Annotated in this window: 16 protein-coding genes; 11 read left to right on the forward strand and 5 right to left on the reverse strand. The window is 72.8% G+C overall.

The window, feature by feature from the left end; all coding sequences use genetic code 11:
* Positions 1 to 34 precede the first annotated feature (34 nt).
* Positions 35 to 2,512: a ThuA domain-containing protein gene (locus tag ACFW47_RS15040; protein ID WP_386305987.1), complete on the forward strand. Its 2,478-nt coding sequence runs from the start codon at positions 35 to 37 to the stop codon at positions 2,510 to 2,512.
* A gap of 14 nt (positions 2,513 to 2,526) precedes the next feature.
* Positions 2,527 to 4,716 (forward strand): OmpL47-type beta-barrel domain-containing protein, encoded by a 2,190-nt coding sequence (locus ACFW47_RS15045; RefSeq protein ID WP_386278613.1) that lies wholly within the window; start codon positions 2,527 to 2,529, stop codon positions 4,714 to 4,716.
* A 1-nt stretch (position 4,717) separates the two neighbouring features.
* Here ACFW47_RS15045 and ligD read toward each other — a convergent pair whose 3' ends face one another.
* Complete coding sequence (ligD, locus tag ACFW47_RS15050) at positions 4,718 to 5,743, reverse strand: non-homologous end-joining DNA ligase (protein WP_386305988.1); 1,026 nt, start codon at positions 5,741 to 5,743, stop codon at positions 4,718 to 4,720.
* Positions 5,744 to 5,837: 94 nt separating this feature from the next.
* Entirely contained in the window at positions 5,838 to 7,532 is a 1,695-nt protein-coding gene (locus ACFW47_RS15055) for a TlrC/CarA/OleB/SrmB family ABC-F type ribosomal protection protein (RefSeq protein WP_386278210.1), read from the reverse strand.
* A gap of 190 nt (positions 7,533 to 7,722) precedes the next feature.
* On the opposite strand from ACFW47_RS15055, the gene ACFW47_RS15060 reads away from it, so the two are divergent.
* Entirely contained in the window at positions 7,723 to 8,790 is a 1,068-nt protein-coding gene (locus ACFW47_RS15060; RefSeq protein WP_386278212.1) for an ATP-dependent DNA ligase, read from the forward strand.
* A 27-nt stretch (positions 8,791 to 8,817) separates the two neighbouring features.
* Here the strand turns inward: ACFW47_RS15060 and ACFW47_RS15065 are convergent, their stop codons facing one another.
* Complete coding sequence (locus tag ACFW47_RS15065; RefSeq protein ID WP_386305989.1) at positions 8,818 to 10,008, reverse strand: zinc-dependent alcohol dehydrogenase; 1,191 nt, start codon at positions 10,006 to 10,008, stop codon at positions 8,818 to 8,820.
* A 219-nt stretch (positions 10,009 to 10,227) separates the two neighbouring features.
* On the opposite strand from ACFW47_RS15065, the gene ACFW47_RS15070 reads away from it, so the two are divergent.
* Positions 10,228 to 11,208: a DUF3048 domain-containing protein gene (locus ACFW47_RS15070; protein ID WP_386278216.1), complete on the forward strand. Its 981-nt coding sequence runs from the start codon at positions 10,228 to 10,230 to the stop codon at positions 11,206 to 11,208.
* Positions 11,209 to 11,274: 66 nt separating this feature from the next.
* On the opposite strand, the gene ACFW47_RS15075 is transcribed toward ACFW47_RS15070, so the two are convergent.
* The gene (locus ACFW47_RS15075; RefSeq protein WP_386278218.1) at positions 11,275 to 11,739 is read right to left on the reverse strand and encodes a MarR family winged helix-turn-helix transcriptional regulator; all 465 of its coding nucleotides are present in this window, start codon (positions 11,737 to 11,739) and stop codon (positions 11,275 to 11,277) included.
* Between the two features lie 192 nt (positions 11,740 to 11,931).
* On the opposite strand from ACFW47_RS15075, the gene ACFW47_RS15080 reads away from it, so the two are divergent.
* Genes ACFW47_RS15080 through pcaD form a run of 7 tightly spaced genes read left to right on the forward strand, consistent with a single transcriptional unit; the run spans position 11,932 to position 18,394 of the window.
* Entirely contained in the window at positions 11,932 to 12,687 is a 756-nt protein-coding gene (locus ACFW47_RS15080; RefSeq protein WP_386305990.1) for a CoA transferase subunit A, read from the forward strand.
* Positions 12,687 to 13,331, forward strand: a complete 645-nt coding sequence (locus tag ACFW47_RS15085) for a CoA transferase subunit B (RefSeq protein WP_386278222.1) — start codon at positions 12,687 to 12,689, stop codon at positions 13,329 to 13,331. The genes ACFW47_RS15080 and ACFW47_RS15085 overlap by 1 nt, the downstream gene beginning before the upstream one ends.
* Entirely contained in the window at positions 13,328 to 14,530 is a 1,203-nt protein-coding gene (locus ACFW47_RS15090) for a thiolase family protein (RefSeq protein WP_386305991.1), read from the forward strand. Before ACFW47_RS15085 ends, ACFW47_RS15090 begins: the two co-directional genes overlap by 4 nt.
* 18 nt (positions 14,531 to 14,548) lie before the next feature.
* Complete coding sequence (gene pcaH, locus ACFW47_RS15095; RefSeq protein ID WP_386305992.1) at positions 14,549 to 15,322, forward strand: protocatechuate 3,4-dioxygenase subunit beta; 774 nt, start codon at positions 14,549 to 14,551, stop codon at positions 15,320 to 15,322.
* A 5-nt stretch (positions 15,323 to 15,327) separates the two neighbouring features.
* A complete protein-coding gene (gene pcaG, locus ACFW47_RS15100; protein WP_386278228.1) occupies positions 15,328 to 15,933 on the forward strand; it encodes a protocatechuate 3,4-dioxygenase subunit alpha in 606 nt (201 codons plus the stop codon).
* A complete protein-coding gene (gene pcaB / locus ACFW47_RS15105) occupies positions 15,930 to 17,276 on the forward strand; it encodes a 3-carboxy-cis,cis-muconate cycloisomerase (protein ID WP_386278230.1) in 1,347 nt (448 codons plus the stop codon). The genes pcaG and pcaB overlap by 4 nt, the downstream gene beginning before the upstream one ends.
* Positions 17,273 to 18,394 (forward strand): 3-oxoadipate enol-lactonase, encoded by a 1,122-nt coding sequence (gene pcaD, locus ACFW47_RS15110; protein ID WP_386305993.1) that lies wholly within the window; start codon positions 17,273 to 17,275, stop codon positions 18,392 to 18,394. Before pcaB ends, pcaD begins: the two co-directional genes overlap by 4 nt.
* 2 nt (positions 18,395 to 18,396) lie before the next feature.
* Here pcaD and ACFW47_RS15115 read toward each other — a convergent pair whose 3' ends face one another.
* On the reverse strand, positions 18,397 to 21,075 hold the full coding sequence (locus ACFW47_RS15115; protein ID WP_386278234.1) for an ATP-binding protein: 2,679 nt from the start codon (positions 21,073 to 21,075) through the stop codon (positions 18,397 to 18,399).
* Between the last annotated feature and the right edge of the window lie 111 nt (positions 21,076 to 21,186).

Genomic DNA, 21,186 nt, shown 5'->3' on the forward strand with positions numbered 1-21,186 from the left:
CCTTGGCGCTGCTGCCGTGACCTAGGAGGTGCCCATGCCCTTAAGAGGGTTGAGCGCGAGAAGCAGAGGCTGGGCGGCGTTCGCCACCGCCGGTCTCGTCGCCGCGGGACTACTGGCCGGCCCTGCCGCCAGTGCGCGTCCGGCGCCGGAGCCGCTCCTGACAACGATGTCGATCAAGTCGCCTCCCGGCGGCGCGAATGTACGGGTGCTGGTCTTCTACGGGTCCGCCGCGGCCGGCGACGAGTCGCCGGCCGTGAACGCCGGTATCTCGGCCATCGAGCGGATCGGGCTGTCCGGCCCGGCGAAGGAACGCTTCAGGGTCGAAGCCACGGACAACGCCAACGTCTTCACCAACGACAAGAAGCTCAGCCGCTTCAACGCGGTCGTGTTCCTGACCGGCGGCGGCGACGTCCTGACGCCCGCGCAGGAGGCGGGCCTGGAGGCGTACATGGAGGCGGGCGGCGGGTTCGTCGGCATCCACGACGCGGCCCGCGCGGAGCCGTACTCGGACTGGTTCACCGGTCTGGTCGGCGCCCGCCCGGCGGCCTCCAGCCCCACGAAGGTCCAACGGGCCGTCGTAGAGGTCGGTGACCGGCGCCATCCGGCCACCAAGGACCTGCCGATGGAGTGGAAGCGGCCCGACGAGTGGCTGAACTGGCAGAAGAACCCGTCCGGTGAGGTGCACACGGTCGCCCGGGTGCGCGAGTCGACGTACGCGCCCGGGGAGAGCGCCAACGGCTGGGACCACCCGGTCAGCTGGTGCCGGGACTACGACGGCGGCCGGTCCTTCTACACCGGCATGGGCGGCACGGTCTCGTCGTACGACGAGACCGACTTCCGCGCTCATCTGCGCGGTGCCCTCATGTGGACCACGCGGCTGGCGCAGGCCGACTGCAAGGCCACCATCACCGGCAACTACAAGGCCGAGCGCCTGACCAAGCCCAACCAGCCGGGCCACAACGACCAGATCGGCGAACCGCACGGCCTGGTCACCGCCCCCGACGGCCGCGTCCTCTACATCGGCCGGGGCGGCGCGGACGCCTCCCAGCCCGTGGTCACCGACTGGAACGACCCGGACATCGGCAAGGGCAAGGGCGAGATCCACGTCTGGGACCCGAAGACGAAGGAGGTCACCCTCGCCGGTGAGCTGACCGTCTTCGGCAACAAGGGCGGCGGCGACGAGCTGACCAAGGTCGAGGAGGGACTGCTCGGCATCGAGCTGGACCCGGAGTTCGAGGAGAACGGGTGGGTGTACCTGCACTACACACCCCACTCCGAGATCAACCGCGAGACCCGCATGGCCGAGCGGCGCGTCTCCCGCTTCACGCTCGACCGGGCGACCGACAAGCTGGACCCCGGCAGCGAGAAGGTGCTGCTGAAGTGGCCGGTGCAGATCCACAGCTGCTGCCACGCGGGCGGCGGGATGGCCTGGGACTCCAAGGGCAACCTGTACATCGCCACCGGTGACAACAACTCCAGCGGCTTCAGCGGCGGTTACTCCGGCAACAACCCGGAGCCCAACTTCAAGGGCGTCTCCTTCGCCGACGCGCGCCGCACCGCCGGCAACACCAACAACCTCAACGGCAAGATCCTGCGCATCCACCCGGAGCCGGACGGGACGTACACGCTCCCCGAGGGCAACCTGTTCACCGGGAAGGAGACCGCCGAGGGCGGCGGCAAGACGCGCGGCGAGATCTACGTGATGGGCGTCCGCAACCCGGCGCGCATCTCCGTCGACAAGAAGACCGACGTCCTCTACGCGGGCTGGGTCGGCCCGGACGCCGGCGCCCCGTCGCCGACGTGGGGTCCGGCGAAGTACGACACGTTCGCCGCGATCACCGAGGCCGGCAACCACGGCTGGCCGTACTGCATGGGCAACAAGCAGCCGTACCGGGACCGGAACCTGCCGGACCCGTCGAAGCCGCTGGGCTGGTACGACTGCGACGCCCCGAAGAACGAGTCGCCGAACAACGACGGCCTGGTCAACCTGCCGCCGGTGACCGGCAACAACATCTGGTACTCGCCGCAGGGCGGCGGCCCCGACTTCCCGCGCGACGAGAACGGCGTCCCGTCGTACGAGCAGGACGAGGCCACGTACAAGCTGCCCTGGCTCAAGGGCGGCGGCCAGGCCGCGATGAACGGCCCGGTCTACCGCTACGACGCGGACGGCGGCAGCGAGGTCGCGTGGCCCGCGTACTGGGACGGCAAGTGGTTCGTCGGTGACTTCTACGACGCCGACCAGCCGCGCAACGCGGTGCTGATGGACCCGGAGACGATGGGCGACGGCGGTCTGCCGGTGCACTCGGAGTCGCTGAAGAAGATCGTGCCGGTCGGCAACGACGGCATCAAGAACCTGATGGGCTGGAAGTTCGGCCCGGACGGCGCGCTGTACGTCCTGGACTACGGCCGCGGCTTCTTCACCTCGGACTCCAAGTCGGCCCTGTGGCGGGTCACCTACGAGGGCGGCGGCCCGACACCGGCCGCCGGACAGCTGGCGAGGGGGAGCGAGTGATACGCCAACGAAGAATGTGGGCCGCGCTGCTGGCCGGCCTGCTGATGATGCTCGGGCTGCAGGCGACGTCCGCCTCCGGACAGCCCAGGGCGGAGGCGGAGGCCGCCGCCGCGGACCAGGTCCTCACCTGGACCGCCGGCAACGACATCACCAAGTACACGTCGGCGCCCGAGACGGCGGTGGCGGGTCCGGCCACGATCGTCTTCGAGAACAGTGAGGCGACCGGCAACACGACCGGCATGCCGCACACGCTGACGTTCGTGACCAGCGATCCCGAGTACAACCAGGACGTCCAGCTGAACATCCTGGCCAACCCCTTCGACGACCAGGGCGGCAAGCACACCGCCGAGGTCACCCTGTCCCCCGGCCGTTACCTCTACCACTGCACCATCCCCGGCCACGGGGAGATGAAGGGCGTGCTCGTGGTGACCGAGGGCGGCGGTGGCGAGGACAGCACGGCGCCTGCGACCTCGGCGGAGGTCGGCGGCACGCAGAACGCCGACGGCGCCTACGTCGGCTCCGCGACCGTGACGCTCGCCGCCACCGACGAGGGCGGCTCCGGCGTCGAGCGGATCGAGTACGCCATCGGCGCCGACGGCGCCTGGCAGCCGTACACCACGCCGGTCGTGGTCGACCAGGTCGGCGAGCACACGGTGCGCTACCGGGCGTTCGACAAGGCGGGCAACGCCGCCGAGGAGAAGAGCGTCACCTTCGCCGTGGCCGCCCCGGACACCGACGACACGACCGCGCCGGAGACCTCGGCGACGGTCAGCGGGGAGCAGAACGCCGACGGTGCCTACGTCGACATGGCGACGGTGACCGTCACCGCCTCCGACACCGGTTCCGGCGTCAACACCATCGAGTACGCCGTCGGGGACGGCGCCTGGCAGCCGTACACCGCGCCCGTCATGGTGCACGAGGCCGGCGAGCACACCGTGCGCTACCGCGCCACCGACAAGGCGGGCAACGTCGCGGCGGAGAAGAACGTCACCTTCACCGTCGTCGCCGCTCCCCCGCAGGACACCGTGCCGCCGGTGACCGGCGCGACCGTGGAGGGCAGCAAGGACTCCGACGGCGCCTACGTCGGCAGCGCCAAGGTGACCGTCAGCGCCACCGACGAGGGCGGTTCCGGGGTGGCCGGCGTGGAGTACTCGCTCGATGCCGGGCCCTACCTGGAGTACACCGGGCCGGTCGTCGTCGACCGGGTCGGCCGGCACACCGTGGCGTACCGGGCGAGCGACAAGGCGGGCAACACCTCCGAGCCGATGACCGTGAGCTTCACGGTGGTGTCGGGCCAGGTGCCGCCGCCGCCCTGCCCCGAGTACGACGAGCGCCTCACGGTGATCGTCGGCGCGGTCGACACGGGTGTGCCGAACCGGGTCACCAACAACCGGTGCCGGATCAACGAGCTGATCGAGGACGAGAAGGACTGGTCCTCGCAGCAGCTGTTCCTCAAGCACGTCCGCGACGTCGTCGAGGCGCTGCGGGACGAGGGCGTCATCGACCGGCGGGAGGGGCAGGCGATCACGAAGGCCGCCCGTCAGTCCAAGATCGGTGTGCCCGGCCAGACCGAGGGCTACCGGGCGATCCTGGACGGCTCCCAGGAGTCCTTCGCCAAGTGGGAGCAGGTGGGCGGCGGTTCGTTCGCGCTGAACGAGGACGGTTCGATCACCTCCAGCACCAGCACGCCCGGCATGGGCATGCTGTGGTTCCCGGAGCGCAAGTACGGCGACTTCTCGCTGAAGCTCCAGTGGCGGGACGACGCGCCCGGCACGGCCAACACCAACGGCGGCGTCTTCGTGCGCTTCCCGCAGGTGCACGATCACCCGGAGGAGTCCCGGCCGGAGTGGGTCGCCATCAAGTACGGGCACGAGGTGCAGGTGTTCGACAGCCCGACCGGCGACATGTACAAGTCGGGGTCCGTCTACGGCTTCGACCGGGTGGGCCTGGCCGGCGCCGGGGTGACGGAGAAGGGCACCTGGAACGACTACGAGATCCGCGTTGTCGACCAGCACTACTCGATCTACCGCAACGGCAAGCTAATCAACGAGTTCGACAACACCGGCGGCCAGGACTTCTACCCGGCGCGCTCGGACGACCCGGGCACGGACGGGCGGCGGTACGCCTCCGGCTACGTCGGACTCCAGGTCCACGGCACGACGGACGTGGTGTCGTACCGGGACGTGAGAATCAGGGAACTGTAGGTCAGCTCTTCTGAGGGCGCGGCTTCTTCGCGCGGCTCGGCTGTACCCGGCTGGGTTCCCCCGGCATCTTCGGATACTCGGGCGGGTACGGCAGATCACCGAGCCCGTGGTCGTGCTCGTCCTTCGTCGCCAGCTCCAGCAGGGCGTCGAGGGAGTGGGAACGCTCGTCCATGCCCGCGTGCACGTCGCCGAGTTCGGCGAAGCGCGCGGGCATGGTCGTGATGTCGAAGTCCCGCGGGTGGGCGACGCCCACCTCGTCCCAGGCCAGGGGCGCGGAGACCGGGGCGCCCGGACGGGGGCGCACGGAGTAGGCGGAGGCGATGGTGCGGTCCCGGGCGGTCTGGTTGTAGTCGATGAAGATGCGCTCGCCGCGCTCCTCCTTCCACCACTTGATGGTGACCTGGTCGGGCATCCGCCGTTCCATCTCGCGGCCGACGGCGATGGCGGCGCGCCGCACCTGGGTGAAGGTCCAGCGCGGCTCGATCGGCACGAAGACGTGGATGCCGCGCCCGCCGGATGTCTTGGGCCAGCCGCGCAGACCGCCGAACTCCTCCAGCACGGCGCGCAGTTCGTGGGCGGCGCGGGCGGCGTCGTCGTAGTCGGTGCCGGGTTGCGGGTCGAGGTCGATGCGCAGTTCGTCGGGGTGGTCGACGTCGTCGCGGCGCACCGGCCAGGGGTGGAAGGTGAGGGTGCCGTACTGGGCGGCCCAGAGCACCGCCGCCTCCTCGGTGGGGCACATCTCGTCGGCGCTGCGTCCGCTGGGGAAGGTGATGTGGGCGGTGGGGATCCAGTCGGGCATGCCCTTGGGGGCGCGCTTCTGGTAGAACCACTCGCCGGTGATGCCGTCCGGGTAGCGCTGCAGGGTGGTGGGCCGGTTGCGCAGGGCGCGCAGGATGCCGGGGGCGACCGCCTGGTAGTAGCGGGCCAGGTCGAGCTTGGTGTAGCCGTCCTCCGGAAAGAACACCTTGCCCGGGTTCGAGAGCCGCACGGTCCGTCCGCCCGCTTCCAGTTCCACCGCTTCCGCCATGCGAGCCACGGTAGGCGCACCCGGGTCACCCCGCATGTCAGGCGGCGGGCCGCCCGGGTCCGTTCGCCGACGGACGTCCCGGGCGGCGACGCGCCTACCCGGCCAGGGCGCCGTTGCTCATCCTGACCCGGCGGCCGGTGAACCGCCGGGCGACCATGCGGTCGTGGGAGACCATCACCAGGGCGCCGCGGTAGTGGTGCAGGGCGTCCTCGAAGTCCTCCACCAGCGCGGGTGAGAGGTGGTTGGTGGGCTCGTCCAGGAGCAGCAGGTCCACCGGGTCGCGCAGCAGCCGGGCCAGCGCCAGCCGGCGCAGCTGTCCGGTGGACAGGTCGCCGACCGCCGTCGCCAGGTCGGGGAGGCGGAACAGGCCGAGGCCGAGCAGTGCCCCGCGGTGCTCGGCCGGGGCGCCGGGCAGTCCGGCCGCGTAGGCGTCGAGCAGGGTCCGCCGCGGATGGGTGACCGGGGTCTCCTGGGGCAGCCAGCCGACGCGTTCCGGGCGTGCGCACGTGCCCCGGTCGGGGCGCAGGTCGCCGGCGAGGACCCGCAGCAGGGTGCTCTTGCCGGCGCCGTTCTCGCCGGTGACCAGGATCCGTTCGCCCGGGCCGACGGTGAAGTCGTGGACGTCGAGCCGGTCGCCGACGGCGACCCCGTGCAGGTCGGCGAGCGGGCCGTGGTGGTCCGCGTCGCCGCCCTCGACCCGGACCCGGAAGCGCAGGGGCGCCGGGGGCGGCGGCACCGGGTTCTCCTCCAGGCGCCGCACCCGTTCCTTCGCCTGCCGCACGCGGGCGGAGATCTGCTTCTCCACGCTGCGCTGGTGGCGCTGGCCCTCGCGGTCTGCGTTGGACCGGCGCCGGGGTCCCGCGGCCATGGTGTCGGCGGCGCGGCGGGCCAGGGTGCGCTGTTCGGCCAGCTCACGCTGCCAGTCGGCGTGCTCCTGTTCCCAGCGGCGCCGGGCGCCGGCCTTGGCCCTCAGGTATCCGGCGTAGCCGCCGCCGTGCCGGTGGACGGTGCGGCGCTCGCCGTCCACCTCCCACAGGGCGGTGGCGACGCGTTCCAGGAAGACGCGGTCGTGGGAGACCGCCAGGACGCTGCCCCGGTGGGCACGCAGGTGCTCCTCCAGCCACTCGACGGCCGGTACGTCGAGGTGGTTGGTCGGCTCGTCGAGCAGCAGGAGCTGGGGTGCGGCCGCCAGCAGGCAGGCCAGGCCCAGGCGGGCCTGCTCGCCGCCCGAGAGGCTGCCGAGGCGCCGGTCGGGGGTGATGTGGCGCAGGCCCAGCCCGTGCAGGGCGGACTCGACGCGGGCGTCGGCCGCGTAGCCGTCACGGGCCTCGAACGCCTCCAGGAGTTCGCCGTACGCGGCGAGCAGACCGTCGAGTTCGTCGGGGCCGGCCTCGGTCAGCGCCTGCTCGGCCCGGCGCAGGGCGCTCTCCAGGGCGCGCAGGTCGGCGAGGGCGTGGTCGACGGCGTCCTGGACGGTGTCGTCCGGGGGCAGGTCGGGGGTCTGCGGCAGGTAGCCCGCACCGCCCGGGGCGTGGACGCGGACATGTCCCGCGTCGGGTTGGTCGGTGCCGGCCAGCAGGCGCAGCAGGGTCGACTTGCCGGTGCCGTTCTCGCCGACGACGCCGATGCGCTCGCCGAGGGACACCGACTGGTGCACGCCGTCCAGGAGGGGCCGGCCTCCGGGGGCGCGGACGACGTCGTCCAGGACGACCTGGAAGGCGCCGGAGCCGGGCGTCGACGCGGCAGGGGTGGTGGGGCGGGTGGGGGCGTCAGAGGTACGCCGGTGCATGGGTGATCCGCCATATCGGAAGAAGTGAACAGGTGACCGATACGGAGCGGGGCAGCCGGAATCACGCCGCTTGCGCGCGGCGGCATCGGCGCCCGGTCTCCCGGGGCGGTATCAGATGTAGAAGTAGTAGAACCTGATCACACGGCCAGCTTAACAGGCGGGCTCCACCGGCCGCTCATACAGTCGGACCATGGATCTGCCCGTCATGCCGCCCGTGAAGCCGATGCTCGCCAAGTCCGTGGCGAAGATCCCGCCGGGCATGCACTACGAGGCCAAGTGGGACGGTTTCCGGTCGATCGTGTTCCGCGACGGCGCCGAGGTCGAGCTCGGCAGCCGTACCGGCAAGCCACTGACCAGGTACTTCCCGGAGCTGGTGGCGGCGGTGCGGGAGCGGTTGCCCGAGCGGTGCGTGGTGGACGGCGAGATCGTGATCGCGCGGGAGGGGCACCTGGACTTCGACGCGCTCACCGAGCGGATCCACCCGGCGGACTCCCGGGTGCGGATGCTGGCCGAGAAGACGCCGGCCTCGCTGGTGGCCTTCGACCTGCTGGCCCTGGACGACGAGTCCCTGCTCGACGTGCCCCTCGCCGACCGGCGGGCCCTGCTGATCCGGTCGCTGTCCGGGGTCGGCGGGCCGGTGCACGTGGCGCCGGCGACGGACGACATCGAGGTGGCCCGGCAGTGGTTCGAGCAGTACGAGGGGGCCGGGCTGGACGGGGTCGTCGCCAAGCCGCTCGACCTGCGCTACCGCCAGGACGAACGGGCCATGTACAAGATCAAGCACGAGCGGACGGCGGACGTGGTCGTCGCCGGGTACCGCCTGCACAAGAGCGGCCCGGTGGTCGGCTCGCTGCTGCTCGGCCTCTACGACGACAAGGGCGCACTCCAGCACGTGGGCGTCAGCGCGGCGTTCACGATGAAGCGGCGCGCGGAGCTGGTGGAGGAGCTGGATCCGCTGCGCATGGACGACGTCCGGGGCCATCCGTGGGCCGCGTGGGCCGAGGAGTCGGCGCACGAGTCGGCACGGCTGCCCGGCGCGCCCAGCCGCTGGTCGGGCAAGAAGGACCTGTCCTGGGTTCCGCTGCGGCCCGAGCGGGTGGCCGAGGTGGCGTACGACCACATGGAGAACGGGGCGCGCTTCCGGCACACGGCCCGCTTCCGCCGGTGGCGCCCGGACCGGACGCCGGAGAGCTGCACCTACGCCCAGCTGGAGGAGCCGGTCCGCTACGACCTGGCGGAGATCCTGGGCGGCCCCTGACGAGGCCGGCCCGGCCGCCGACCGGCCTCACGGCCGCATGAGCACCTTGACCGCGCCGTCCCGCTTCTTCTGGAACATCTCGTACGCGTGGGGCGCGTCCGTCAGCGGCACCCGGTGGGTGGCGAAGTCGTCGACGCCGAGGGGGTCCTCGTCGGTGAGGAACGGGATGATCTCGTCGCTCCAGCGACGTACGTTGGCCTGCCCCATCCGCAGCTGGATCTGCTTGTCGAACAGGGTGAGCATCGGCATCGGGTCGGCCATGCCGCCGTACACGCCGGACAGCGAGATCGTGCCGCCGCGCCGGACCAGGTCGATGGCCGTGTAGAGGGCGGCGAGCCGGTCGACGCTGAACCGCTCGGCCAGCGGGCCGCCGATGGCCCGGGGCATCACCGCGGCGGCCTGCTGCACCATCTTGGCGGCGGCGCTGCCGTGCGCCTCGGTGCCGACCGCGTCGATCACGGCGTCCGGCCCGCGGCCGCCGGTCTCGTCCTGGATCGCCGCGACGAGCTCCTTCTCGTTGTCGAAGGAGCGCAGGTCGTAGGTCTCCACGCCTCGCTCGCGGGCCCGTCGCAGCCGCTCCGGCACCAGGTCGACGCCGAAGACCCGTGCGACCCCCTTCGCCCGGGCTATCCGGCACGCCATGTCGCCGATCGGGCCGAGGCCCAGCACGGCCACGGTGCCGCCCTGCGGGACGGCCGCGTACTCGACCGCCTGCCAGGCGGTGGGCAGCACGTCGGAGAGGTAGACGAAGCGGTCGTCGGCCGGACCCTCGGGCACCTTGATCGGCCCGTACTGGGCCTGCGGCACGCGCAGGTACTCGGCCTGGCCGCCGGGGACGGCGCCGTACAGGCGGGTGTAACCGAACAGCGGGGCGCCCATGCCCTCGCCGGTGACCTGGGTCGTCTCGCACTGGGTCGGCAGTCCGGTGCCGCACATGAAGCAGTGCCCGCACGCGATCTGGAACGGGACGACGACCCGGTCGCCGGGCTTCAGCCCGGTCACCTCGGACCCGACCTCCTCCACGATGCCCATGGGCTCGTGTCCGAGGATGTCGCCCGGTGTCATGAACGGCGTGAGCACCTCGTACAGGTGCAGGTCGGAGCCGCACAGTCCGGAGGACGTGACGCGGATGACGGCGTCCGTCGGTTCCTGGATCTTCGGGTCGGGCACCTCCTCCACCCGCACGTCCCGCTTGCCCTGCCACGTCACTGCCTTCATCGCCTCGCGCTCCCTCCGTCGCCCGTGCGCGTCGGTCTTGCGTGGCGGCCGGGTACCCGAGGGGTCGTCCGCCGAACCGCGGACCGTGTCGTCCGAACAGCGGATTATGTGCCCGTCTCCGCGTGCCGCGTCCGTTCCGGTCAGGTATCGCACTAAAAGCTCCTAATAGCTTCAAAGAGCGCACAATCGATGGCAGAGGACGGGCGGCGGGTGGTCGAAATGCGACGAAGGACGCACAGGTGGCGGGGCGGTGCCCTGCTGACGGCGGCGGTGGCGGTGTCGCTGGCGGCGGCGGGATGCACGAGTGGGCCCGGGGCGCGCGAGGACGGGCGGGCGCCGAGCCCCGAGAGCTCGGTGAGCACCGAGGCGGGCCACCCGGCGTCGGTGCTGGCCGTGAAGGTGGACAACGTGCGCCAGGCCCGCCCGCAGACGGGTCTGGCGGCTGCGGACGTGGTCTACGTGGAACCGGTGGAGGCGGGCCTGAGCCGCCTGATGGCGGTCTACGCGACCGAGTTGCCGGAGTCGGTCGGGCCGGTGCGCAGCGCCCGGGAGTCGGACCTCGGCCTGCTGCGCCAGTTCGACCGGCCGACGCTGGCGTTCTCCGGCGCGCAGAGCAGGCTGCTGCCGCTCATCGACAAGGCGCCCCTGCGTGCGGAGCCGCCGGGCGAGGACTCCGACGCCTACGTCCGCGACGCGGCACGGCCCGCCCCGCACAACCTCTACGTGCGTCCCGGCCGGCTGCTGTCCGGCCCTCCCGGCGCCGACGCGCTGACCACGGGTTTCCGGTATGGCGAGAAGACGCCCGAGGGCGGCCGGGAAGTGTCGTCGCGCACGGTGCGCTACCCGTCGGCGTCCTTCACCTTCACCTGGTCCGAGAGCCGTGACCGCTGGCTGGTCGGCATGGACGGCGACCCGGCCCGCACGGCCGACGGCGGGCGCCTCGCACCGGCGACGGTCGTCGTGCAGCACGTGGACGTGCGCGAGTCCGACTTCCGGGACTCCCGGGGCAACTACTCGCCCTACGTCGAGTCGGTCGGCTTCGGTGAGGCGGAAGTACTGCGCGACGGGCGCGTGTACGACGCGGCCTGGAAGCGCGGCACGGCGACGGACGGCACCGCCTTCACCACCCGGAACGGCACGCCGCTGGACTTCGCCGAAGGCCAGGTGTGGGTGGTGTTCGTCGACTCGACGGGCTCCTGAGTTCCGGGAGGCTCGGGGGGACTCGGGGGGGGGACCCGGGGGACAAGTCCTGACCGGCGGCCTTGGTCAGCTCGGCGCGTTCACGGGCTCGGCCGGGTTGCGGAGCCCTTCGGCGGCGTCCGCGACCCGGCGGATGAGGTCGAAGAACGCGGATTGCTCGTCGGCGGAGAGCGGGGCGAGGAAGACCTGGTTCATGCGGGCCGTCCTGACCGCCAGTTTGCGGTGGACGCGCCGGCCCTCGTCGGTCGGGCGCAGCAGGAAACGGCGGCCGTCCTGCGGGTCGCGGACCTTGTCCAGCAGCCCGCGGCGGCCGAGCCGGGTGATCACCTCGGCGATGGTGGACCGGTCCAGGCCGACCCGCTCCCCCGCCGTGCGCTGGTCCAGCCCCGGCTCGGCGACCAGGGCGTTGAGGACCGCGAACTGCGGCGAGGTGGTCTCCTCCGAGACCATCGTGTTCCACAGCAGGTAGTGCGCCTGCTGCAGCCGCCGGGCCAGGTGCCCGGGATGGGTGGTCAGGTCGACCGCGGCCATGTGCGCTCCTGTGGTCATTTCGTCGGTGCACTGACGATACATCGAGCACGCTCCAGCTGTCCGTAACCAAGCCAAGCGATCTACCTCCTGTTTTTCCGGGCCTTGACGCTTCGGCCGCCCAATGGCAGCGTGTGGGAAACCTCGCTGAAATACTCAGTGCCCTGATTAATTTGAAGAGATGGGGCTTCTCGGATGGACAAGGTGGTGGCCACGGCCGCCGAGGCGGTGGCCGACATACCGGACGGCGCGTCGCTCGCCGTGGGCGGCTTCGGCCTCAGCGGTGTGCCCAACGTGCTGATCCAGGCGCTCTACGAGCGCGGTACCGGCGGACTCTCGGTCGTCTCCAACAACTGCGGGGCGATGGAGTCCGGGCTGGCGGTGTTGCTGGCGGCGGGGCGGATCGCCCGGGTGACCGGCTCGTACATCGGGGCGAACAAGGAGTTCGCGCGCCAGTACCTCGGCGGTGAGCTGGAGGTGGAGATGATCCCGCAGGGCACGCTGGCCGAGCGGCTGCGGGCCGGCGGGGCCGGGATCCCCGCCTTCTACACCCCGGCCGGGGTGGGGACGCAGGTCGCCGACGGCGGGCTGCCCTGGCGCTACGACGGCTCCGGCGGGGTCGCGCTGGCGTCGCCGCCGAAGGAGGTCCGCGAGTTCGACGGCACGGAATACGTGCTGGAGCGCGGCATCCGCACCGACTTCGCCCTCGTCCGGGCGGCCAGGGGCGACCGGCACGGGAACCTGGTGTTCAACAAGTCGTCCCGGAACTTCAACCCGCTGGCGGCGATGGCGGGCCGGGTGACGGTCGCCGAGGTGGAGGAACTGGTCGAGCCGGGCGGGATCGACCCGGACACGGTGCACCTGCCGGGGATCTTCGTGCAGCGGGTGGTCGCGCTGACGGCTCGGCAGGCGGCGGACAAGAAGATCGAGCGGCGGACGGTGACTCCCTGATGGCCTGGACGCGTGAACAGATGGCCGAGCGGGCGGCCCGGGAGCTGCGGGACGGCCAGTACGTCAACCTCGGCATCGGCCTGCCGACGCTGATCCCGAACTACCTCCCCGAGGGCGTGGAGGTGACCCTGGAGTCCGAGAACGGCATCCTGGGCACCGGCCGCTACCCCACCGACGACGAGGTGGACCCGGACCTGATCAACGCCGGCAAGGAGACCGTCACCGTCCTGCCGGGCGCCTCCTTCTTCGACTCGGCGCTCTCCTTCGGCATGATCCGCGGCGGGCACATCGACGTGGCGGTCCTGGGCGCGATGCAGGTGTCCGCCACGGGCGACCTGGCCAACTGGGCGATCCCCGGCAAGATGATCACCGGGATCGGCGGCGCGATGGACCTCGTCCACGGTGCCCGCACCGTGATCGTCGTGATGACCCACACCGCCAAGGACGGCTCGCCCAAGATCCTCCAGAAGTGCGCGCTGCCGCTCACGGGCAAGGCGTGCGTGAACCGGATCATCACCGACCTCGGCGTCCTGGACGTCACCGACGACGGCCTTGTCCTGGCCGAGTGCGCGCCGGGTGTGACCGTCGACGAGATCACCGAGAAGACCGATACCGAGCTGACCCTCGCGGAGGACCTGAAGTGAAGGACGTCTACGTCGTCGACGCGGTCCGCACCCCGTTCGGCAAGTACAACGGCGCCCTCGCGGCCGTGCGCCCGGACGACCTGGCCGCGCACGCCGTCCGCGCACTCCTCGCCCGCACGCCCGGCCTGGACCCGGCCCGCGTCGACGACGTGTACTTCGGCAACGCCAACGGCGCCGGCGAGGAGAACCGCAACGTCGCCCGCATGGCCGCCCTGCTGGCCGACCTGCCCACCACCGTCCCCGGCGTCACCGTGAACCGGCTGTGCGCCTCCGGCCTCGAAGCGGTGATCCAGGCCGCCCGCGCCATCGCCGTCGGCGACGCCTCGATCGTGCTGGCGGGCGGCGTGGAGTCGATGACCCGCGCCCCCTACGTGCTGCCCAAGTCGGACCGGCCCTTCCCCGCCGGGCACACCGAGCTGTACTCGACCACCCTCGGCTGGCGCATGGTCAACCCGCGGATGGACCCGCAGTGGACGATTCCGCTCGGGGAGTCGGCGGAGCTGATCGCCGACAAGCACGGGATCTCGCGCGAGCGGCAGGACCAGTTCGCCCTCGCCTCCCACCACAAGGCCGCCCGCGCGCAGGCCGACGGCCTGTTCGACGGGGAACTCGCGCCCGTCCCCGTGCCGCAGCGCAAGGGCGACCCGGTCGACTTCGCCGCCGACGAGTGCGTACGCCCCACCGCCTCCCTGGAGGCGATGGCGAAGCTCAGGCCGTCCTTCCGGAAGACCGACGGCACGGTCACCGCCGGGAACGCCTCGCCCCTCAACGACGGCGCCGCGGCGCTGCTCCTGGTCGACGAGGAGGGCCTGAAGGCCACCGGCCGCGAGCCGCTGGCCCGGGTCTCCGCCACCGGTGTCTCGGCGACCGACCCGCACTGGTTCGGGCTCGCCCCCGTCGAGGCCGTGAACCGCGCCCTCGCCAGGGCCGGCCGCACCTTCGCCGACCTGGACGTCCTCGAACTCAACGAGGCGTTCGCCGCCCAGGTGCTGGGCTGCGTCGCCGAGTGGCCCGAGTTCGACCCCGCGATCCTCAACCCTCAGGGCGGAGCCATCGCGCTGGGCCACCCGCTGGGCGCCTCCGGTGCCCGCCTCGCCGGCACCGTCGCCCACCAGCTCGCCCGCAAGGGCGGCGGCACGGGCGTCGCCACCCTCTGCATCGGTGTCGGCCAGGGCCTCGCCCTCGTCCTCGACCGCTAGTCACCCACGGGACCTCCTATGACTCTCACCCAGCAGGACATCGACGCGGAGATCGCGGCCGAGCACGCCGCGTACGAGAAGCGGGTCGCCGACGGCGGGCCCGTCGAGCACCACCCGCGCCGCGACTACGCCCCCTACCGCTCCTCGGTGCTGCGCCACCCCGAGCAGCCGCCGATCGCCATCGACGTCACCAAGGACCCGGAGCTGGTCGAGCTGTCCTCCCCCGCCTTCGGGGAACGGGACATCACCGAGATCGACAACGACCTGACCCGGCAGCACACCGGGGAGCCGGTCGGCGAGCGGATCACCGTCTCCGGCCGCCTGCTCGACCGGAACGGCAAGCCCGTGCGCGGCCAGCTCGTGGAGATCTGGCAGGCCAACTCGGCCGGCCGCTACGCCCACCAGCGCGAGCAGCACGACGCCCCGCTGGACCCGAACTTCACCGGCGTGGGCCGCACCCTCTCCGACGAAGAGGGCTTCTACCGCTTCACCACCGTGCAGCCGGGCCCCTACCCGTGGCGCAACCACGTCAACGCCTGGCGCCCCGCCCACATCCACTTCTCGGTGTTCGGCTCGGCGTTCACGCAGCGGCTCGTGACCCAGATGTACTTCCCGAACGACCCGCTGTTCCCGTACGACCCGATCCTGCAGTCCGTCACGGACGACGCCGCCCGGCAGCGGCTGATCGCGACGTACGACCACAGCCTGTCGGTGCCCGAGTTCTCGCTCGGCTACCACTGGGACATCGTGCTCGACGGCCCGAACGCCACCTGGATCGAAGAAGGACGCTGACCGCCATGACGAAGACCGACACCAGCGGTCCGGAGAACGTGCTGCCCACGCCGTCGCACACGGTCGGCCCGTTCTACGGGTACGCGCTGCCCTTCCGGGGCGGCGAGGACATCGCGCCCACCGGCCACCCCGACACGATCACCGTCCACGGGTACGTGTACGACGGCGAGGGCGACCCGCTGCCGGACGCGCTGCTGGAGGTGTGGGGGCCGGGCCCGGACGGCGAGCTGCCGACCGCCGACGGCTCGATGCGGCGCGACCCGGCCTCCGGCGGGTTCCTCGGCCGCAACGGCGTGGAGTTCACCGGCTTCGGCCGCATCCAGACCGACGCGAACGGCCACTGGTACGTGCGGACCCTGCGCCCCGGCGCACGGGGGAACAGCGCGCCGTACGTCAGCGTGTGCGTGTTCGCGCGCGGGCTGCTGGTGCACCTGTTCACCCGGATCTACCTGCCGGGCGACGAGGCGGCGCTCGCCGCGGACCCGCTGCTGTCCCGGGTGGACGCCGGGCGCCGCGACACGCTGGTCGCCGCGGACGAGGGCCACGGGACGTACCGTTTCGACATCCGCCTTCAGGGCGAAGGCGAGACGGTTTTCCTGGAGTTCCAGTGACATCATCCCCCGAGGCTTCCGGCACCCCCGGCACGGGCCTGCTCGCACCCGGGTGGGCGGGCTCCCCGGCCGACGGGGCGACCGGGGACGGCGCGGTCCTGCGGGCGCTGCTGGACGCCGAGGCCGCCCTGACCCGGGCGCAGTCCGGGCTGGGGCTGGCCCCGGCCCGGGCGGCGGACGTGGTGACCGAGGCGGCCGACCCCGCCCGCTTCGAGGCGCGCTCCCTGGCCGAACGCGCCCGCTCCGGCGGGAACCCGGTGATCCCGCTGGTGGCCGACCTGACCAAGGCGGTCGGCGAGGAGTACGGGCCGTACGTCCACCGGGGTGCGACCAGTCAGGACATCCTGGACTCGGCGCTGATGCTGGTCGCCGCCCGCACCCTCGACCTGCTGCTCGCCGATCTGGCCCGTGCGGAACGGGCGCTGGCCCGCCTGGCAGCCGAGCACCGGGACACGGCGATGCCGGGCCGGACGCTCACCCAGCACGCCGTGCCGACGACCTTCGGACTGAAGGCGGCCGGCTGGCGCACGCTGGTCCTGGACGCGCGGGACCGGATCACCTCCGTACGCGACGGGCTGCCGGCCCAACTCGGCGGCGCGGCGGGCACCCTGGCGGCTTTCGGGGCGTACGCGGCGGCGGACCCGCTCGCACTGCCGGCGGCGTACGCACGTGAACTGGGCCTGCGTGCACCACTGTTGCCCTGGCACACGCTGCGCACCCCGGTGGCCGACCTGGCCGGCTGCCTCGCCTTCGCCGCCGGTGCCCTCGGGAAGATCGCCGAGGACGTGCTGACGCTGTCCCGCACCGAGATCGGCGAGGTCGCCGAGGGCAGCGGCGGCGGATCGTCGGCGATGCCCCACAAGGCCAACCCCGTACGGGCCACGCTGATCGCGGCCGCGGCCCGGCGCGCGCCGCAGCTCGCGGCCACGCTGTACGGCTCGCTGGCCGCCGGGGACGAGCGGCCCGCCGGGGCCTGGCACGCCGAGTGGGAGCCGCTGCGGGACCTGCTGCGGCTCACCGGTGGCGCGGCCCGGGACACCGCCGAGCTGACCGGGGGGCTGCGGGTGCGCCCGGAGGCCATGCGCGCCCACCTCGGCATGACGCACGGGCTGATCGTGTCCGAGCGGCTCTCCGCGGAACTGGCGCCGGTGCTCGGGCGGGCCCGCGCCAGGGAGCTGCTGACCGAGCTGGCCCGGCGGACGTACACCGAGAACCGTGGCCTGGGTGAACTGCTGGCCGAGGTACCGGAGTTGAAGGACGTCGACCTCGCCCCCCTGACCGACCCCGCCCGTTACACCGGCTCCGCGGGAGCCCTGACCGACCGTGCTCTGGAGCGACGTTGACCCTCCTCAACCACCTGACCGAAGGCCCCGCATCCGCTCCCCCGCTGCTGCTGGGGCCCTCGCTGGGCACCTCGTACGCCCTGTGGGACCAGGTGGCGCCGGAACTGTCCATCGGGCACCGGGTGATCCGCTGGGACCTGCCCGGGCACGGCGGTTCGGCGGCGGAGCTGATCGGGCCGGGCGCCACCGTCGGCGACCTCGCCGGCCTGGTGCTCGCGCTCGCCGACTCGCTCGGGGTGGAACGGTTCGCCTACGCGGGCGTGTCGCTGGGCGGCGCGGTGGGGCTGCACCTGGCCGTGCACCATCCCACGCGGGTGTCGTCGCTGGCCGTCGTCTGCTCGTCGGCGCACTTCAACGGTGCCAAGGCGTGGGAGGAGCGGGCCGCGACGGTGCGCGCGGAGGGGCTGGCGAAGCTCGCCGAGGGTGCGGACGGGCGGTGGTTCACGCCCGGGTTCACCGTGCCGCGGCTGGTCCGGGACCACCGGGACGCCGACCCGGGGGCGTACGCCGCCTGCTGCGACGCACTGGCCGCCTTCGACCTGCGGGACCGGCTCGGCGAGATCGACGTGCCGACGCTGCTGATCGCGGGCCGGGAGGACCCGGCGACACCGCCCGCGCATCTGCGGGAGATCGCCGACGCGGTGCCGGGCGCGACGCTGACCGAGCTGCCGGGCGCCTCGCACCTGGCGCCGGCGGAGCGGCCCGAGGCGGTGCTGACCGCGCTGCGGGCGCACTTCGACGGCGGCGCCCGGCGGGGCATGGCGGTGCGGCGCGAGGTGCTGGGCGACGCACACGTGGACCGGGCTCAGGGGCGGCAGGCCCCCTTCACGGCCCGTTTCCAGGACTTCATCTCGCGCTACGCCTGGGGCGAGATCTGGACGGACGAGACCCTGTCGCGCCGCGAGCGCAGCATGATCACGCTGACCGCGCTGGTCGCGCACGGCCACTACGAGGAGCTGGCCATGCACGTGCGGGCGGCGCGGCGCAACGGGCTGACGCCGGACGAGATCGGCGCGGTGCTGCTGCAGAGTGCGGTGTACTGCGGCGTACCGGCGGCGAACTCGGCCTTCGCGGCGGCCCAGCAGGTGCTGGCCGAGGAGGACGGCGCGACCGGCTGACCTCAGCCCACGTGCCCCGCCGCCAGCGCCTCGCGGGCCCGTGCCACCAGCCCGTCGGCGCCGCACGAGTCCGCCAGGGCCAGGCCGCGGCGCAGCTCGGCCTCCGAGCGGGCGGCGATGCCGTACTCGACCCGGGCGGCGGCGTGCTCGTACTGGCAGGGTGACGCCTCCAGGTAGGTGACGGCCTGTGCGGCGAGCCGGACGGCGCGCTGGCCGGTCTCCAGCGCGGCGGCGCAGCGCAGGGCCTCCCCTATCGCGGTGTCCGTGCCGAAGCGCTCGGCGTGGCGGCGGGCGTCGGTGACGAGACGGGCGGCGCGGCCGGGGTCCTCCGTGGCGAGGGCGCGGGCCAGTTCGGTCGTCCAGGGGTGCACCACCGGGTTGTGCCGGCCGCGTGCCGCGGCCGCCTTCTCGGCGGTCTCCAGCTCGTTGACACCTTCCTTGGTGCGGCCGGTGGCGAGCAGCAGCCGGGCCCGCACGGGGCGCGGGTCGGGCAGCACGATGGTGGACGGGTAGGGCGGGTCGAAGCCGTACCGGTCGGCGACGGACCGGGCCTCCTCGACATGGCCGCGGGCGAGCAGCGTGTCGATCAGATTGCAGACCGCGGACCAGTACAGCGGCAGTCCGCGGCCGACGCGTTCGGCGATGCGCAGTGATTCGCGCAGCGACTTCTCGGCCTCCCTCAGCCGGCCGCGCCTGCGGTGGCCGAGGCCGACGTAGGTGTGCGCGAGGGCGAGGTGGCCACCGCTCCAGCCGGCCGTCTCGTACGTGTTCAGCGCCTCGGTGAACAGTGCCTCCGCCCGGTCGAGCCGGTCGGTGTAGGCGTAGGAGGTCGCCAGCATCATCGGCAGTTCGAGGCCCCACTCGGTGTCGGTCCAGCCGAGCCCGGGGGCGAGGCGGCCGTTGACGAGGGCGCGGTCGCACAGCTCGACGACCTCTTCGGCGTTCTCGCCCCGGGTCATGGCGTCGAAGCCGCGCAGGATGAGCAGGGCGCGCTCCGCGTTGTCGCGGCCGGTGCAGGTGGCGGCGAGTTCGGCGAGGCGTTCGGACCGTCCGGGTGAGGAGGTCTCGCCGGGGTGGATGCCCTCCCACATGTACTGGACGGCCTGGAGCCGCAGCCGGACGGACGGGTCCGGGTTGCGGGCGGCCTCCGCCTGGACGGTCCGGACGGCCTCTTCCAGCTGGTCGTTGTGGAGCAGGGCCTCGGAGAGCCGGAAGACCGCGTTGACGCGCTGCTCGCCGTCGAGGCCGGGCATGGCGAGGGCGGTGCGCAGGTGACCGATGGTCGTGGCGGGCGCCGTGAGCAGGGTGGCGCAGCCCAGCTCGTAGAGCACCCGGGCGTGGATGTCGGGCAACGGCGGTTCTTTCAGGGCCCGTTCCAGACAGCGGCGGGCGGCCTCGGGGGCGCCGACGGCGAGGTGCTCGCGGGCGGCGTCGCGCAACTGGCCGACGACTTCCGGGTCGTCGTCGGGGTGCACCTGGAGGAGGTGGCGGGAGGCGGCCGCCGCGCCGAGGCCAGAGTCGGCGACCAGCTGGGCCGCTATGCCGTGCATCGCGGTGCGCAGTGCTTCGGGGATGGAGTTGTAGACGGCCGTGGCGATCAGGGGGTGGACGAACTCCAGGCCGTCCCCGTGCGGCTGCCCCGACGCGGGGTCGGGTGCGGTGAGGATGCGGGCGCCGCGCAGGAGTTCGGCGCAGCGGGCGGCGTCGGCGCGGTCGAGGGTGGCGAGCCGCGCCACCATGTCGACGGTGATGCCGTCGCCGAGGATGGCGGCGGCCCAGGCGAACCGGGTGGAGTCGACGCCGAGTTGCTCCAGGCGGGCCACCAGGCCGCCGCCCCGGGCGGACCGGTTCAGATCGCGCAGTTCGGCGGCCTCCGCCTCGACCGGTTGCAGTTCGCTGTCCTGGACCTTGGCGAGGAGTTCGACGGTCTCGTAGGGGTTGCCGCCGGTGACGGCCCACACCTCGCGGCAGAACGCGGCGTCCGCGTGGTCGCCGAGGGTGGCCCGGGTGAGGCCGGCGGTCGCGTCGGGGCTGAGGACGTTCATCGGGAGGAGCGGCCGGCCCGCGGCGGCGGCCGCGTCCAGGTGGCGGGCGCTGTCGCCGCTGACGTCGCCGGGGCGGCGCGCGACGACGACCAGGACGGAGGTCTCGTCGAGCCGTTCGGCCAGCGCGGCGAGCCAGCGCAGGGTCTCCTGGTCGGCCCAGTGGGCGTCGTCGACCAGCAGGACCAGGGGCCACTCCCGGCGGGCGAGCCGGCGTACGGCGGCGACCAGGCCGTCGCACACGCCCTGCGGGTCGGCCTGCCGCTCGCCCGGGTCCGCTATGCCGAGGGCGGGGCCGGCGATGCCGTACCAGTCCCCGAGGTACTCGCGCGCCTCTTCGGGGAGCATGGACACCAGCGCGGGCTGGAGCAGTTGGCGCACGACGTTGAAGGGGACGGACCTGAGGGTCTCGCCTCCGCGCGCCGACCAGACGGTGCAGCCCCGGGCCTCGGCGATGCGGCGGGTCTCGGCGAGCAACGCGGTCTTGCCGAGTCCGGCCTCGCCCCGGGCCACCAGCAGGGTGCCGGAGGAGGACCGGTCCGCGCACAGGGTGTCGACCGCCCGCGTGATGGTGGCGATCTCCTCGTCGCGCTCCCAGAGGGAGGCCGAGGCTGCGGCCGTCCGCCCTACCTCCGTCATCCCGCTGCCTCCCCAAGTCGCCCGAATGACGTACAGGGCTCGAGCCTATCCGCCCGGCGGCCCGAACGGTGGGCTGTCCGGGCAGCAGTTGCCGTGTCGGGTGACATGCGG

It is taken from the genome of Streptomyces sp. NPDC058796, from assembly GCF_042745235.1.
GTDB lineage: Bacteria > Actinomycetota > Actinomycetes > Streptomycetales > Streptomycetaceae > Streptomyces.

Excerpts from the sequence above, each read along its gene's own strand:
- ACFW47_RS15040 (WP_386305987.1), top strand. The coding sequence starts at position 35 with ATGCCCTTAAGAGGGTTGAGCGCGAGAAGCAGAGGCTGGGCGGCGTTC.
- ACFW47_RS15045 (WP_386278613.1), top strand. The coding sequence starts at position 2,527 with ATGTGGGCCGCGCTGCTGGCCGGCCTGCTGATGATGCTCGGGCTGCAG.
- ligD (WP_386305988.1), bottom strand. The coding sequence starts at position 5,743 with ATGGCGGAAGCGGTGGAACTGGAAGCGGGCGGACGGACCGTGCGGCTC.
- ACFW47_RS15055 (WP_386278210.1), bottom strand. The coding sequence starts at position 7,532 with ATGCACCGGCGTACCTCTGACGCCCCCACCCGCCCCACCACCCCTGCC.
- ACFW47_RS15060 (WP_386278212.1), top strand. The coding sequence starts at position 7,723 with ATGGATCTGCCCGTCATGCCGCCCGTGAAGCCGATGCTCGCCAAGTCC.
- ACFW47_RS15065 (WP_386305989.1), bottom strand. The coding sequence starts at position 10,008 with ATGAAGGCAGTGACGTGGCAGGGCAAGCGGGACGTGCGGGTGGAGGAG.
- ACFW47_RS15070 (WP_386278216.1), top strand. The coding sequence starts at position 10,228 with ATGCGACGAAGGACGCACAGGTGGCGGGGCGGTGCCCTGCTGACGGCG.
- ACFW47_RS15075 (WP_386278218.1), bottom strand. The coding sequence starts at position 11,739 with ATGGCCGCGGTCGACCTGACCACCCATCCCGGGCACCTGGCCCGGCGG.
- ACFW47_RS15080 (WP_386305990.1), top strand. The coding sequence starts at position 11,932 with ATGGACAAGGTGGTGGCCACGGCCGCCGAGGCGGTGGCCGACATACCG.
- ACFW47_RS15085 (WP_386278222.1), top strand. The coding sequence starts at position 12,687 with ATGGCCTGGACGCGTGAACAGATGGCCGAGCGGGCGGCCCGGGAGCTG.
- pcaH (WP_386305992.1), top strand. The coding sequence starts at position 14,549 with ATGACTCTCACCCAGCAGGACATCGACGCGGAGATCGCGGCCGAGCAC.
- pcaG (WP_386278228.1), top strand. The coding sequence starts at position 15,328 with ATGACGAAGACCGACACCAGCGGTCCGGAGAACGTGCTGCCCACGCCG.
- ACFW47_RS15115 (WP_386278234.1), bottom strand. The coding sequence starts at position 21,075 with ATGACGGAGGTAGGGCGGACGGCCGCAGCCTCGGCCTCCCTCTGGGAG.